The sequence below is a fragment of the Hymenobacter saemangeumensis genome, from assembly GCF_039541835.1.
GTDB classification, from domain to species: domain Bacteria; phylum Bacteroidota; class Bacteroidia; order Cytophagales; family Hymenobacteraceae; genus Hymenobacter; species Hymenobacter saemangeumensis.
This window is the reverse complement of record NZ_BAABGZ010000006.1, coordinates 55,114-69,404: the sequence shown is the minus strand read 5'-3', so window position 1 is coordinate 69,404 and position 14,291 is coordinate 55,114. Positions and strand designations below refer to the sequence as shown.

Annotated in this window: 10 protein-coding genes; 7 read left to right on the top strand and 3 right to left on the bottom strand. The window is 62.7% G+C overall.

The annotated features are described in order from the left end of the window. Window positions 1–27: 27 nt before the first annotated feature. The gene (locus tag ABD919_RS00785; protein ID WP_345232877.1) at window positions 28–408 is read left to right on the top strand and encodes a hypothetical protein; all 381 of its coding nucleotides are present in this window, start codon (window positions 28–30) and stop codon (window positions 406–408) included. Window positions 409–542: 134 nt separating this feature from the next. Next, window positions 543–962, top strand: coding sequence for a DUF2721 domain-containing protein (locus ABD919_RS00780; protein ID WP_345232875.1), 420 nt, complete (start codon window positions 543–545; stop codon window positions 960–962). On the opposite strand, the gene ABD919_RS00775 is transcribed toward ABD919_RS00780, so the two are convergent. Beyond that, on the bottom strand, window positions 946–1,221 hold the full coding sequence (locus ABD919_RS00775; RefSeq protein ID WP_345232873.1) for a hypothetical protein: 276 nt from the start codon (window positions 1,219–1,221) through the stop codon (window positions 946–948). The genes ABD919_RS00780 and ABD919_RS00775 overlap by 17 nt on opposite strands. A 140-nt stretch (window positions 1,222–1,361) precedes the next feature. Here ABD919_RS00775 and ABD919_RS00770 point away from each other — a divergent pair, with 140 nt between their 5' ends. After that, window positions 1,362–1,832: a hypothetical protein gene (locus ABD919_RS00770; RefSeq protein WP_345232871.1), complete on the top strand. Its 471-nt coding sequence runs from the start codon at window positions 1,362–1,364 to the stop codon at window positions 1,830–1,832. A gap of 113 nt (window positions 1,833–1,945) precedes the next feature. Beyond that, window positions 1,946–2,854, top strand: a complete 909-nt coding sequence (locus ABD919_RS00765) for a prohibitin family protein (RefSeq protein ID WP_345232869.1) — start codon at window positions 1,946–1,948, stop codon at window positions 2,852–2,854. 228 nt (window positions 2,855–3,082) lie between these two features. Here ABD919_RS00765 and ABD919_RS00760 read toward each other — a convergent pair whose 3' ends face one another. Beyond that, entirely contained in the window at window positions 3,083–5,485 is a 2,403-nt protein-coding gene (locus ABD919_RS00760; protein ID WP_345232867.1) for a TonB-dependent receptor, read from the bottom strand. 177 nt (window positions 5,486–5,662) lie between these two features. Here ABD919_RS00760 and ABD919_RS00755 point away from each other — a divergent pair, with 177 nt between their 5' ends. The 3 genes from ABD919_RS00755 to ABD919_RS00745 all read left to right on the top strand — a co-directional run bounded on the left by ABD919_RS00755 (window position 5,663) and on the right by ABD919_RS00745 (window position 12,733). Then, window positions 5,663–6,835 carry a ribonuclease D gene (locus ABD919_RS00755; RefSeq protein ID WP_345232866.1) on the top strand — a complete coding sequence of 391 codons (1,173 nt, stop codon included), beginning with the start codon at window positions 5,663–5,665 and terminating at the stop codon, window positions 6,833–6,835. Between the two features lie 436 nt (window positions 6,836–7,271). Then, on the top strand, window positions 7,272–10,667 hold the full coding sequence (locus tag ABD919_RS00750) for a LamG-like jellyroll fold domain-containing protein (RefSeq protein ID WP_345232864.1): 3,396 nt from the start codon (window positions 7,272–7,274) through the stop codon (window positions 10,665–10,667). A 236-nt stretch (window positions 10,668–10,903) separates the two neighbouring features. After that, window positions 10,904–12,733, top strand: coding sequence for a hypothetical protein (locus tag ABD919_RS00745; protein WP_345232862.1), 1,830 nt, complete (start codon window positions 10,904–10,906; stop codon window positions 12,731–12,733). Between the two features lie 159 nt (window positions 12,734–12,892). Here ABD919_RS00745 and aceA read toward each other — a convergent pair whose 3' ends face one another. Continuing rightward, window positions 12,893–14,176 (bottom strand): isocitrate lyase, encoded by a 1,284-nt coding sequence (gene aceA / locus ABD919_RS00740; RefSeq protein WP_345232860.1) that lies wholly within the window; start codon window positions 14,174–14,176, stop codon window positions 12,893–12,895. Window positions 14,177–14,291: the final 115 nt, after the last annotated feature.

Genomic DNA, 14,291 nt, shown 5'->3' with positions numbered 1-14,291 from the left:
ATTCCTCCTTTCCATTCCGCCATTCACATGAAAAAGATAACCCTGCTGCTCGCCTGCTTCGCCTTTGCTGCCACGGCTGCCAGCGCACAGACTACTACTAAGTCGCCCGTTGACCCGGCCACGGCCAAAACCGAAACCAACGTACGCGCCAATGGCACGGTTCGCACCAAAACCGTGGATGCCAACGGGGCCGAGGTATCGACCAAAACCGGCCGCACCAACACCGGCGAGGTGATTCACGCCGGCAAGGAAGTCGGCAAAGACGTAACCCACAAAACCGGCCATGCGGTGAAGAGCGGCGCTCAGAAAACCGGCAGCGTCGCTAAAAAAGGGTTTAAGAAAACCAAGAACGTCGTGCAGAAAGGCTCCAACAAGGTAGCCGAGAAAGCCAAGGACGTAGCCGACTAATACCCCTTTCCATTTCCAGCCAAAAGCCCCGTCTCACCCGGACGGGGCTTTTTTGTTGTACCGATTGTAAGTATGTCCGGCACTGCCTGGCATCTTTTCCCACTACTTACTACGCAATACTGGCGTAACGGCCAATGGAAATAACCCTTACTACCCCTGCCCTGCTCTTTCCCGCGCTGTCGCTGCTGCTGCTGGCCTACACCAACCGGTTTATGACCCTGGCCAACCGGGTGCGCAGCCTGAAGTCGCTGTACGTCGACACCCACCGCGAGCACCTGATGCGGCAGATTCAGAACCTGCGCCGCCGCCTGCTCATCGTGCGCAACATGCAGGCCGTGGGCATTGCCAGCATGTTTGGCTGCGTGCTCACCATGTTTCTGCTGTACGCCGGGCTGCTCACAGCCGGCAAGGTGTTGTTCGGGGCCAGCCTGCTGCTCCTGCTGGTGTCGCTGGGCATGGCGCTGGTTGAGATTCAGATTTCCGTCGACGCCCTCAACATCGAGCTCAACGACCTGGAAGACGACGAGGCCCAGCGCCTCAGGCAGGAAGCCTGAGGCGGTCGAGCTGCGTGGGCATGGTGGCTGGCTGGGGCTTTTCGCGCAGCTCGTGCAGCACCTTTTCAACTACCCCGCGCCCAAAAATGCTCAGGCCGGCATTGAATACGGCCAGGGCCAGCGTGCCGGCTGCTACCCACTCGGGCGCCGGGCGCCCTTTTTCTTTGAGGCCGCCCGCCCAGGGCAGCATGCTGGCGCCAGCGCCTACCAGTACCAGCCCGGCCGGGGCAAAGAGCAGCCATTTTGATTTGTGCGTCATCGGAAATCGGAAGATGGAAGTGAAAGAAGGCCCCGGCTTGGGGGGGCGTTGTACTTTTGGCTATCCGGCTTACGCCAAAAGTCATCCCTGGGTGGCAGTGGCAGCCCAATCGTGCCTCGCATTTACTCCCCCTCTTCCTCATGTCGCCTTACGAGCAGCTCCTGCACATTGCCTTTCACGCGCCCAACGACGTGCGCTACTACCTCACGCCAGCCGCGCTGCAGGCCTATGACGCGTTTCGAAAGGCGCCACGGAATGAGCAGCCTTTCCGCTTCGAGCAGGTACGACTGGGCCTGGCCATGGGCCTGCTCAAGCTGCTGGCCGACCTCGGCGACCACCACGAAAGCCGGCAGGTGCTGGCCGTGCTGCACCGCGCCCTCAACGAGGGCCGCTCGCCCGAGGACATCGACCGCATCATCAGCCGCGATGCCAAGCTGTTTGACCAGCTCTACAGCAACCTTTACGTGAACGAGCAGGGCGAAGAGCTGCTCAACCTGTTCGGCCGCACCCTGGATGCCGATGCCCCCCAATTACTCGAAGAAGTGGCCCTCGACGCCGTAGACCTGGCCCGCACGCTGGACTTCACTGAGGACGAAGAGGAGGAGGATTAGAGGGGAGTTATGAGTTATGAGTTATTCTTCTTTGCTCACCATCAGGCTATAACTTGAAGCCAAGCTTCAGTTCATTTTCAATTTTTAATTCATAATTTTTAATTACTCTTCCCATGCTACTTGCAGTCCTTGGTTTTATTCTACTGATGCTGGGCCTGAACGCTGGCCGGTTTTCCGAAGGCCTGGTTCGGCTGCGCGGGGCGCTGCTGGGCCTGGGCCTGGTGTTCATTGGGCTGGGCATTGCCCTCAGCACCGTGGTGCAGATTGGGGCCGGGCAGGTGGGCGTACAAACGCTGTTTGGCAAGGTGGAGCCCCGCATTCTGCAGCCCGGGCTGAACGTGGTGAATCCCCTGGTCGACATCACGCGCTTCGACACCCGCACCCAGAACTATACCATGTCGGCGCAGCATTCTGAGGGGCAGCAGGCCGGCGACGACGCCATCCGGGTGCTGTCGGCCGACGGGCTGGAGGTGGTTATCGACCTGACGGTGCTGTACCACGTGGTAGCCAGCCAGACGCCCAAAATTCTCTCTACCATCGGCGAAGACTACCAGGACAAGATTGTGCGGGCCATTTCCCGCACCCGCATCCGCGACAATGCCGTGTACTACGACGCGGTGGCCCTGTACTCGACGCGGCGCGAGGAGTTTCAGACCCGCATTCTGGCTGCTATCGAAAAGGACTTCCGCAACGCCGGCCTGCAGCTCGACCAGCTTCTGATTCGCAACATTCAGCTGCCCGAGTCGGTGAAGCGCAGCATCGAAAGCAAAATCTCCGCCGAGCAGGAAGCCCAGAAAATGCAGTTTGTGGTGCAGAAGGAGCGCCAGGAAGCCGAGCGCAAGCGCGTCGAGGCCCAGGGCATTGCCGACTACCAGCGCATCATCAACGCCGAGCTCAGCGACAAGCTCCTGCAGTACGAGACCATCAAAGCCAACCAGGCCATTGCCACCTCCGAAAACGCCAAGGTAATTATTATGAACGGCCGCGGGAACGGGCCCCAGGTGCTGATTGGGGATAAATGATGTGCTGATGAGCAAAGGCGTGTCATTGCGAGCGGAGCAACGCGGAGCGCGGCAAACCTTCCTCTAGCTCTCAGAAATCAGGTAAGCCCAGACATAAAAAAGCCCCATCGCCGAAGCAGGCGGTGGGGCTTTTCACATTACCTGGTTGGTCGCGCAGAGAGGACGGATTGCTTCGCTGTGCTCGCAATGACACGCCTTTGCTCATCAGCACACCAAACAATCAGCACATCAAAACGTGAGCCGGTAGAATGGCACGGGCAGGAAGCCTTGCTGGTAGGCGGTGCCGATTTTGTTGGTGCGGGGGTTGTAGGCCTGCTGAAAGATGTTGCGGTTGTTGGTGACGTTCTGCAGGTCGATGGCAATTTCGTGGGTGAGGCGGGCGCGGTTCACCTTATAGCCCAGCTTCACATCGGCCCGGAAGTACTGGGTTTGCTGCTGGCTGAAGGCCTGGTCGTAGCGGTACACGGCCGAGCGGAGGGCGCCGGATGCCTCGTAGTCGATGGGCGTGGTGTAGCGCCCCCCGGTGGTGGCCGCCTTCAGGCTTACGGTGAAGGTGTTGTCTTTACGACCCAGCTTGAACTCCTTTCCTACCAGGGCATTGGCTACGAAACCGGTATTGAAGGGCGTGTTGCGCTCCACACCATCGGAGCCTTTGTACTTCGACTCGAACAGGGAGGTGGTAAGCAGGAAGTAATAGCCCCGGGAGAAGGCCCGCTCCAGGGTCAGCTCGATTCCGTAGTTGCGGCCGGTGCCCTCATTCACGAGGTTGCCCTTGTTGGTGGGCGCGAAGTCGGTGCCCTCGGTAAGCATGGAGAAGTAGCTGGGCGTGCGCTCCACGGGGGCATCGAACAGCGACTGGTAGTAGGCTTCCGCTCGCAGACGCAGGTTGTCGCTCAGCTGCCGGTCGTAGGCCAGCACCAAGTGGTGGCTGCGGGTAAAGCCCAGGTCGCGGTTGCTTTCCAGGTAGCGGCCGTCGTCCTGCCGCGCTTGGTAGAAGTACACCAGCAGGGGCTGCAGACTGCTGTGCAGGCCGTAGGCCAGGCTGATGCTGCTGGCGGGCGAGGCCTGGTACTGCAGGCCCACGCGGGGCTCCACCACGGTGCTGCCATTCAGCTCGAAGCGGGAGGCACTCAAGCCGGTGTTCAGGGTGAGCTGGTCGGTGAAGCGGTGCTTCCACTGGGCGTAGAGCTGGGAGAAAGCCGTGTTGCCGCTGGCCTTGCGCTCAGTTACCACCCGGGGGTAGAGCATCGCGCTGTAGTAGCTGTACTGAATCAGGTCGATGATGAGGCCGGCCGAGACTTTGTCGCGGGCGCTGAGCTTGTGGGTTACCGACAGGTTGGCCGAAAGCTTTTCCTGGGTGAAGTCGGCCTTATAGTTTTCAATCTCCGCCAGGATGTTGCGGCCGCTGCGGTAGAGAATGGTATCCTGCCCGTAGTCCTGCACGGTGCGGGAGCCCGACAGGGTGAGCTTGCCCACGGTGCGGTCGGTGAAGCGGTGCTCGTAGCTGGCCGCCCCGATGCCGGTAGTGTAGCGCACGCGGGAGTTCTGGTTTTCGTCGCCGTACACATCGGCTTTGGTGGAATCGATGTCGGCACCAAAGAACTTGATGTGGCTAAGCCCGCCCAGTGCCCACACGCTCAGGGTACCGCGCTGGCCTACGGGCAGGTCGGTTTTAAAGGTGAAGTCCTGGTAGCTGGGCGTGCCGGCAATTTCATAGCCCACGGCTTTCAGCAGCGAAAAGATAGAATAGCGGTAGTTGACCAGGTAAGAGGCCTTGGAATTCTTACTGTAAGGCCCTTCGGCGCCCAGCTCGATGCCGTTGAAGCCCAGCTGGCCCAGAAACTCGCGCTTTTCGTCGTTGCCCTTGCGCAGGCGCAGGTCGAACACCGAGCCCAGGGCGTTGGCGTACTCGCCGGGGAAGGCACCGGTGAGGAAGTCGGACTTGGCCAGCAGGTTGTTGTTGAGCATGCTCACCGGGCCGCCCGTGGTGCCCTGGGAGCCGAAGTGGTTGGGGTTGGGAATGTTCACCCCGTCGAGGCGCCAGAGCAGGGAGGCCGGCGAGTTGCCGCGCACCACGATGTCGTTGCGGGTGTCGTTGGCGCTGCCCACGCCGGCGAAGTTCTGGGCCATACGGGCCGGGTCGCCGAGGGAGCCGGCGTAGCGGTTGGCCTCGATGGGCGAGAACGGGCGGGCCGACACGCTGGCCATCTCGTTGTTGGCCACGGTGCGGTCTTCGCTGCGCTTGTACACCACCTGCACCTCGTCGAGCTTGGTCAGGCGCTCGGTCAGGGCCAGCTCCAGCACCACTTCCTTGCCGGCCGTCACGGTCACTTCGTTCAGGAATAAGTCTTCGTAGCCGATGCTGCTGATGCGCAGCTTGACGCGGCCCACGGGCACGCCGGCCAGGCGGAAGCGGCCGTCGACGTCGGAGGTGGCGCCCAGGGCGGGCTCCACGCCCACCACCACCACGGTGGCGCCAATAACGGGCGCCTTGGCGGCGGCATCGAGCACGGTGCCACGCACAACCTGCGTGGGCAGGCCCTGGGCAAAGCCGGCCAGGTGCATCAGCAAAACCAGCAGCAGGATGATGCCGGCGCGCAGGGGTACGGAAAAGGAAAACGTAGTCTTCATACAGCAGGTGTTTGAGTTGATAACTCAAAATTGCCCGCTGCTAAGAGCGCAGTATAGCAGAACAACGGTGAAGCGGAATAGAAAGGCGGTGAAGCGTAGCCTGCCCCTGGCGAGGTAAAAAGGTTTTCCGGGCCGAAGGCGCCGCAACATTGCAGGCCCTGCTACCTTTACAGCTGCATGAAGCCAACCATTCATTACCTGACTACGGCCGAGGGCATTGCCCAAGCCGCCGCGCACTTCGCCACCCTGCCCCGCATTGCCATCGACCTCGAATTTGATGACATGCGCCACCGCTATGGCCGCCACCTGGCCTTGATTCAGGTGTTTGACGGCCAGGAAGCCTATCTCATCGACCCGCTGGAGCTGCCCGACATGGCGGCCGGGCTGGAGCCGCTGTTTGTGGTGCTGCGCGACCCGGCCGTGGCCAAGGTGTTTCACTCCTGCAAGTCCGACATCCTGCTGCTCGACGAGCTGTTCGACGTGCACTGCCGCAACATCGTGGATACCAGCGTGCAGTTTACCCTGCTGGCTGCCGAAGACAACAACATTTCCCTGGGCCGCCTCATTCAGGCCGAGATGGGCTTTGAGGTTGATAAAGGCGAGCAGAAATCGAACTGGCTGAAGCGCCCCCTCACCGAGGCCCAGAAAGAGTACGCCGCCAACGACGTGCTCTACCTCTTCGAGCTCACCGACAAGCTCACGGCCCGCCTGGCCGAGCTGAACCGGGTGCAGTGGGCCATGGAAGAAAACGCGGCGCTGGAAGACGTGCGCTACGGCCGCGACGACCAGCGTCCCTGGGCCCGCAACGCGGCCAAGTACAAAATCACGCCCCAGGAAATGCCCTTGTACCGCGAGCTGTACAAGCTGCGCGACATGGTGGCCCGCCGCCTCGACCGCCCGCCCTACCACGTGCTCAGCAACGACAAGCTGGCCGAGCTGGTGCGGCAGCCCATCAAAACCGTGGCCCAGCTGCGCGCCGCCAACGGCCTGCACCCCGAGCTGAAGCGCCCGCCCTTTGCCGAGCAGCTGCTCAACCTGGCCCACGCCGAGCTGGAGCCCGAAACGCCCCTGCCGCCCGACCAGCGCCGCTTCCCTTTCCGGCGTCGCCTCAGCGGCCCGGCCGCGGCCCGCGCCGATGCCCGCGAAAGCCTGCTCATGGCCCTGAAAGGCCACCTTGCCACCGACCACGGCGCGGTGATGTCCAACATGGTGCTCAGCAACCGCCTCATTGCCGACATCATCGAGCAGGGCGCCGGCGCGGCCCTGCGCCCCTGGCAGCAACAGCTGCTGCGCGAGTCGGCCGAGCGCCACGGCCTGAAGTATGAGGACATAGCCGAGCCGTTTGCCTGACCCACGAATTTTGCGGGCTACACGCCTCAGCGCTGCCTGATGCGCAGCATATTCAGCAGGACGACCAATAAAGCGTTGTGTCCAGTAGAATGTGTTGATAACTCCTGAATAGCTTCACTAGAAAGGCCGCCCTTTGGGGTGGCTTTTTTTTTGACAAGCTGAATACTGCGGCTATATATCCTGCTGGCTTGCCAGGGAAGCGCTTCTGTTGAAGCGCGCTTCCAGCCTCTGGCCCGCAAGCGGAAAACATCGTTGCGCGCAGCTACTTTTCACCTTCCTATTTCTACTATATTCGTCCTCGAACATCAACTGCCTTTTTTCTCACCTTACTTCATCTCATTTTACTATGTTACAAATGATTACACCATCTGCAACAAGAAAGAGCCTATCGCGGAGACGCCCCTGGCTGCAATACGCCCTGGGGTTGCTGCTGGCTATGCCGCTGGCGGCCAATGCGGCCAACCCTGTGCTCACCATTCAGGGCACGGGCAACACCAGCCCCGACGTAACGGCTTTCGTGGACCAGCTGGAAATCGTGCGCGTGTCGGACAACATGGTGATGGCCGGCGCAGTGGGCAATGCCAGCTTCGAAACCTTCAGCGGCATGAGCAACGGCAACTACGGCTACAACCCCACGGCGGCGCCCTGGTCGTTTAATACCCGCTCGGGCATTGCCGTGAATGGCAGCGCCTTTGGGGCACCCACGGCGCCGGCCGGCTCGGCCGTGGCCTTTGTGCAAAGCACGGCCGGTTCGCCCAACGGCCAGCTGCAGCAAACCCTAACCCTGGCCGACGGCGTGTACCAGCTGCGGTTTCAGGTGGCCCAGCGCAACTGCTGCTCCAGCAACGACCAGCGCCTGAACGTGCTGATTAACGGCGTGCAGGTGGGCACCGTGCAACCGGCCAACAACGGGCAGTTCAGCAGCTACACCACTTCCTCGTTTGTGGTGGGCAGTCCCAACAACGCCTTACGCTTCGATGGAATCGACGACAATGTGAGCATTCCTCACAATGCCGCTTTCAACCTGACCACGGCCCTCACCATCGAATCCTGGATTAGGCCGGTGGGCACGGGCCAGGCCACCCAGAACGTGGTGTGCAAGTCGTCGAACAGCCAGAACACGGGCTACATTTTCCCACGCACCGACGACACCTGGAACTCGCTGCGCATCTGGCTGAACCGGAGCGGCAACTGGAGCCAGTACACAGTGCCCTACGCGGCCAACATCGGCACCTGGCACCACGTGGCGGCCACCTACGACGGCACCACCGTCCGCATGTACATCGACGGCGTACAAATGACGCCCACAGCCAGCGGGGCAGTGATTAACGGCCCCATCACCACCAACACCAACCCCCAGACCCTGGGCACCCAGCCGGGATTCGCCGAAAACTACCGCGGCGACCTGGACGAGGTACGCGTGTACAACGCCGTGCTCAGCCAGGCCCAGATTCAGGCCGACATGTACAGCTCGGCTTCGGCATTGCCCGGCAGCCAGGTGGCCTACTACACCTTCGACCAGGGCACGGCCGGCGGCAACAACGCGGGGCAGACCACCCTGAATGACCAAAGCGGCAACGGCCGCACCGGCACGCTGAACGGCTTCGGCCTGAGCGGCACGGCGTCGAACTGGGTACGCAGCTTCCCCACCATCACCAGCCTCACGCCCAGCAGCGGGCCCCGGGGCAGCAGCGTGCTCGTGGGCGGCACCAACCTGCTCGACGCTACGGGCATGGCCTTCAACAACACGGCGGTAGCTCCCTTTACTACGCCCACCGACGACTACTCGGCTACCGTAACCGTACCGGCCGCGGCCACGACCGGAGCCGTTAGCGTATCGTCGGCCCTGCTGTCGCGCTTCAACGGTCCGGTCTTCACCGTAGTAACCGACCTGGTGGTAAGCACGACCATGACGATTCCCGCCGGCAACTACAACAGCATTACCATCACCGGCACCGGCGTGGGCACCCTGGGTGGGCCGGTAACTGTGGCCAGCGGCCTCACGGTGCAGGCCGGGGGCGTACTCAACGACGGCTGCAGCACCATTGGCGGCACCGGCACCTTCACCCTGGCGGCCGGCAGCACCCTGGGCATCTGCAGTGCGGCGGGCATCAGCAGCAGCGGCGCCACTGGCTCGGTGCAGGTAAGCGGCACCCGCTCCTTCTCCACTGATGCCAGCTATGTATACAACGGCACCGCGGCCCAAAGCACTGGCAGCGGCCTCCCCAGCCAGGTTCGCAGCCTCACAACTACGAACAGCAGCGCCGTGACGCTGACCGCCCCCGTAGCCGTTTCGCAGATGGTAACCGTAGGCAGCACCGGCAACCTGAGCCTAAACGGCCAGACCCTGACCTTGCTTTCCAGCGCCAGCGGAACGGCGATGGTGGTAAACGGCAGCACCGGCATCGTCAGCGGCAGCGCCCTCGTGCAGCGCTACATCGACCCCAGCCTCAACCCCGGCGCCGGCTACCGCCACTTCAGCTCGCCGGTACAAAGCACCACCTTTGCCGACCTTGCTGCCCCGGGCTTCACGCCCCTCGTCAACCCCGCCTACAACACTTCTGCTACCCCGGCACTGGTGACGCCCTTCCCCAACGTGTTTGGCTACAACCAGGCCCGCCTGGCTACGGCGACCAACGACTTATCGGGCTTCGACAAAGGCTGGTTCTCGCCGGGCTCGCTGAGCGACCCCATGCTGACCGGCCGCGGCTACACCGTCAACATCCCTGCCTCGTCGGTAGTAGACTTCGGCGGCGCGCTTAGCACCGGTAACTCGACGCTGACGCTGGCCCGCAACGCCGCCGGCACGGCCAACGACGCTGATGCCGGCTGGCACCTGGTGGGCAACCCCTACCCCAGCCCCCTCAACTACAGCCTGGTAGCTCCGGCCGACCGTACCAACCTCGACGCTGCCATCTACGTGTTCTCCAGCACCAGCCAGTATGGCGGCACCTACCGCAGCTACGTCAACGGCATTGGCGGCAACCCCGTGCTGCCCGTCGCCCAGGGCTTCTTTGTGCGGGTAAGCAGCGGGCAAACCAGCGGCTCGCTCACCTTCCGCAACAGCCAGCGCCTCACCACGGCCGATGCCACCGCCTTTCAGCGTACCAGCGCCGATAGCCGGGCCCGCGTGCAGCTGGAGCTGCGCAGCAGCACCGGCACCACCGACGTGTTTGACGCCTACGCGGAAGCCGGGGCCGACGCAGGCTTCCTCGCCCAGTACGACGCCATGAAGCTGCCCAACACCAACGGCCTGAGCCTGGCCAGCCTGAGCGCTGGCAATGAGCTGCTGGCCATCGATGGCCGCCCGGCTTTTGCGGCCGGCGCCGTGCTGCCCCTGGTGGTGAATGTACCTGCTGCTGGCACCTACAGCCTCACAGCTGCTATCCTGGCTAATCTGCCCGCCGGTATCGACGCCTACCTGACCGACGCGCTTACGGGCCAGGCAGTAGCGCTCCGCCAGCTGGCCAGCTACTCCTTCGCCGTAACGGCTTCGCAGGCCGCCGGCCCCGTCACCGGCCGCTTTGCGCTGGCTTTCCGCTCACAAACGGCCTTGGCTAACACCGCTGGCCTGACAGCAGCGCAGGTTTCGCTTTATCCCAACCCGGCTCATGCAGCCTTTACCGTGCAGGTGCCGGCCGTGGCAGGCACTAGCAAGGTGGAAGCGCAGCTGCTGAATGCCCTGGGGCAGGTGGTACGCAGCCAGTCGGCAGTGCTGACCGCCGCCGGCGCAGGCTTCGCCGTTGACGCCAGCGGCCTGTCGGCCGGCGTGTACACGCTCCGCCTGCACGCCGGCACCAGCACTCTGACCAAGCGCGTGGTGCTGCACTAGTTGCCCAGCCGGGCCTGCACATAAAAAAGAGGGTCCGCCGGCAGGCGGACCCTCTTTTTTATGGTTGAGGCGAAAGAATGCTTGCCTTACCATCTATTACACTATTTACCTATCATTTTGATTGTTAATTCTTTACAAATAAACAAACTGAAATTAATATAAATTTCTTGATTTTATCTTTACCTTTTCAATCAGATTACACTTGCTGTTGCTTACACGCTTTAACCTTTCTTAATATGAAACAACACTTACTTCTACTGTCCGGCTCCCTGCTGCTGGCCGCTGCCACCACAGCCCAGGCCCAGACGCCTGGCGTGGGCATTGGTACCACCGCCCCCGACGCTTCGGCGGCACTAGACATCATCAGCACGACCAAGGGGGTACTGCTGCCGCGCGTAGCCAATGCGGCAGCCCTGGCCAGCCCGGCTACCGGCTTGCTCGTGTTTCAGACCGGGGCCCCGGCAGGCTTTTACTACAATGCCGGCACCCCGGCCGTGCCCAGCTGGCAGCAGCTGGCCACAGCCAGCGGCGCGGCTATTACCGCCGACAACGGCCTGACCAAGACCGGTCAGAATATTCAGCTAGGCGGCCCCCTCACCGGAAATACCACCGTGGGGCTGGGCAACAGCCACCTGACCCTTAGCAGCACCGGCGGCGGCGTGGGCATTGGCACAACGGGCAGCGGCAGCTTCCGGCTGAACGTAAACGGGGCGCTTCGCACCACAGTGGCCAACGGGCAGTTCACGCTCTACAACAACGCGCCGGGTGCCGGCACCGTGCTGCTGGGCGCCCTGGAAGCCACGGGCGGCATCGGCCCCCAACTGCGCTTCTCCGGGGCCGGCAGTGGCTTTATGGACATCGGCCAGAACAGCCTGGGCGACTTCGTGGTGGAGGGCAGCGACAACGCCCGCCTGACCGTGCTGAACGGCGGGCGCGTGGGCATTGGCACCAGCAGCCCCGCAGCGATGCTCGACGTGCAGGGCGGTGCCGACAGCAACGGCGGCTCCGACCCCGTGGCCCTGGCATTTTCCTGGCGGGGAAATGGCTACCGCCATTTTGTGCGCTCACGTCATAACGCCGGCGTGACGGGCAGCGGCAACAACCTGGACTTCTACCTCAACAGCAGCACCACCAGCGCCGGCAGCGCCAGCCCCGGCACCGGCAACGTGCAGGTGATGACCATGGAAAGCAACAACGGCCAAGCGCGGGTGGGCATTGGCACCATCGCCCCGGTGGGCCGCCTGCACATCGTGAACGATGATGGGGGAGGCGGCGCCGCCGACGATTACCTGATTGACGAGTACGGCCCCGGCGACCAGGGCATCTACCTGCGCCACGCCGGCGGCACGCTGGCCGCCCCCACCGACCTGAGCAATGGCGAGCACATTGGCCGGCTTAGCTTCGTGCCCCGCTTTGGGAGCGTGCTGGGTTACGTCGGTGGCTCCATGGTGCAGAGCTACTACCGCGGCAACGGCAGCAATAACCTGACCGACCTGCAGCTTTACACCTCCGGGACCGAGCGCCTGCGCATCAGCGAGACCGGCAACGTGGGCATTGGTACTACCACGCCCGGAGCCAAGCTGGAGGTAAATGGCGACCTGCGTGTGCCGGCCGCCAATGCCTACACCTACGCCACTCCCAAAGCCTACAGCCGCCACCTGGGCGCGGCCGACTTCATGCCGCAGACCTCGGCCACTACCAAGCTGGCAGGGCCTTACCACACGTTCTACCCGGGTGCGGCCAACGGAGTGTTCGAGGCATCGGTGCACTTGCCTCAGGGCGCTGCTATTGCCAACCTCAGCGTCTTCCTGGGCGATAACATAAGCGGCAATAGTATCAACATCAAGCTACAGGCCGTGCAGCAGGTTACGGGTAATACCTCCACCCTGGCCGATTACACCTCCGTCGATAACTTCTCGACTTACCAATGGGTAACCGTGCCAGCGACTACGACCATTGATAACAATAACTTCAACTACTATCTACAGGTGACCATGACGAGCTCGAGCTCGACCTTGTCAGTAGGCAACGTGCGGGTAAACTACACCGTCAACCAGGCTGAGTAGCCCGGCCCCGCACTTTCTATAGGAGCACCAGGCCAGGCACACCCTAGCCAATTGGCAGGGCTTCTGAAAATAAAAGGCCACCCGGTTGGGTGGCCTTTTGTTTTCAAGTAAAATCGGGAGTCTACTGTCCGACTGAGACGACTAATCCGCCAAACCGGGTTAAAACTGCGCTTCCTCCGTGCTGCCCACCAGGGCCGAGGTGCTGGCCTTGCCGGCCGATACCACGTTCTGCACCGCATCGAAGTAGCCCGTGCCCACGAACGACTGGTGCTTGACAGCCTGATAGCCGTCTTTCTGCAGGGCAAACTCGCGCTCCTGCAGCTCGGAGTAGCCGGCCATGCCGCGCTCGCGGTAAGCCTTGGCCAGCTCAAACATGCTGGTGTTCAGGGCATGAAAGCCGGCCAGGGTAATGAACTGGAACTTAAAGCCCAGGGCAGCCAGCTCCTCGCGGAAAGTCAGCATTTCTTCTTTGCTGAGCTTGGCCGCCCAGTTGAAGGACGGTGAGCAGTTGTAAGCCAGCAGCTTACCCGGGTACTGGGCGTGAATAGCCTCGGCAAACTCCCGGGCCTGGCCCAGGTCGGGGTGCGAGGTTTCCATCCAGATGAGGTCGGCGTAGGGGGCATAGGCCAGGCCGCGGGCAATGGCAGCCTCCACGCCGCAGCGGATGCGGTAGAAGCCTTCACTGGTGCGCTCGGCCTCCTGCAGCACGAAGGGCAGGTCGCGGGGGTCTACGTCGGAGGTGAGCAGGTCGGCCGCGTCGGCATCGGTGCGGGCCACGATGAGAGTGGGCACGCCCAGCACGTCGGCCGCCAGGCGCGCCGCTACCAGCTTGTTGATGGCCTCCTGGGTGGGCACCAGCACCTTGCCCCCCAGGTGCCCGCACTTCTTGGCCGACGACAGCTGGTCTTCGAAGTGCACGCCGGCGGCGCCGGCCTCAATCATCATCTTCATCAGCTCGAAGGCGTTGAGGTTGCCGCCGAAGCCGGCTTCGGCATCGGCCACGATGGGCGCCAGCCAGTGCGTCTTGCCCTCGCCGCTCAGGTGCTGAATCTGGTCGGCCCGCAGCAGGGCGTTGTTGATGCGCCGCACCACGGCCGGCACGCTGTCCACGGGGTACAGGCTCTGGTCGGGGTACATGTGGCCGGCGCCGTTGGCATCGGCCGCCACCTGCCAGCCGCTGAGGTAGATGGCCTGCAGGCCGGCCTGCACTTCCTGCACCGCCTGGTTGCCGGTGAGGGCGCCCAGGCCCGCCACGTACTCCTGCGAGTGCAGCAGCTCCCACAGCCGCTCGGCCCCTTGCCGGGCCAGGGAGTACTCGATGTGAATGCTGCCCTGCAGCTTCACCACATCCTCGGGCGAGTAGGGCCGCTCAATGCCAATCCAGCGGGGGTTGTGCGCCCAGTCCAGGGCCAGAGCGGACGTACGTTGTTGCAGTGTTTTCATGATGGTTGTGAAAGTGTTGGGTTGATGGTTATTGGTTTTGAAATGGGCAAGGCGCTGCCCGGCTGCTTACAAAGCAGATTTTTTGTAGCGTGGACTCTGTGAGTCCGCGTCCGTC

Coding starts and splice junctions, on each gene's coding strand:
- ABD919_RS00785 (WP_345232877.1), top strand. CDS start 28: ATGAAAAAGATAACCCTGCTGCTCGCCTGCTTCGCCTTTGCTGCCACG.
- ABD919_RS00780 (WP_345232875.1), top strand. CDS start 543: ATGGAAATAACCCTTACTACCCCTGCCCTGCTCTTTCCCGCGCTGTCG.
- ABD919_RS00775 (WP_345232873.1), bottom strand. CDS start 1,221: ATGACGCACAAATCAAAATGGCTGCTCTTTGCCCCGGCCGGGCTGGTA.
- ABD919_RS00770 (WP_345232871.1), top strand. CDS start 1,362: ATGTCGCCTTACGAGCAGCTCCTGCACATTGCCTTTCACGCGCCCAAC.
- ABD919_RS00765 (WP_345232869.1), top strand. CDS start 1,946: ATGCTACTTGCAGTCCTTGGTTTTATTCTACTGATGCTGGGCCTGAAC.
- ABD919_RS00760 (WP_345232867.1), bottom strand. CDS start 5,485: ATGAAGACTACGTTTTCCTTTTCCGTACCCCTGCGCGCCGGCATCATC.
- ABD919_RS00755 (WP_345232866.1), top strand. CDS start 5,663: ATGAAGCCAACCATTCATTACCTGACTACGGCCGAGGGCATTGCCCAA.
- ABD919_RS00750 (WP_345232864.1), top strand. CDS start 7,272: ATGCCGCTGGCGGCCAATGCGGCCAACCCTGTGCTCACCATTCAGGGC.
- ABD919_RS00745 (WP_345232862.1), top strand. CDS start 10,904: ATGAAACAACACTTACTTCTACTGTCCGGCTCCCTGCTGCTGGCCGCT.
- aceA (WP_345232860.1), bottom strand. CDS start 14,176: ATGAAAACACTGCAACAACGTACGTCCGCTCTGGCCCTGGACTGGGCG.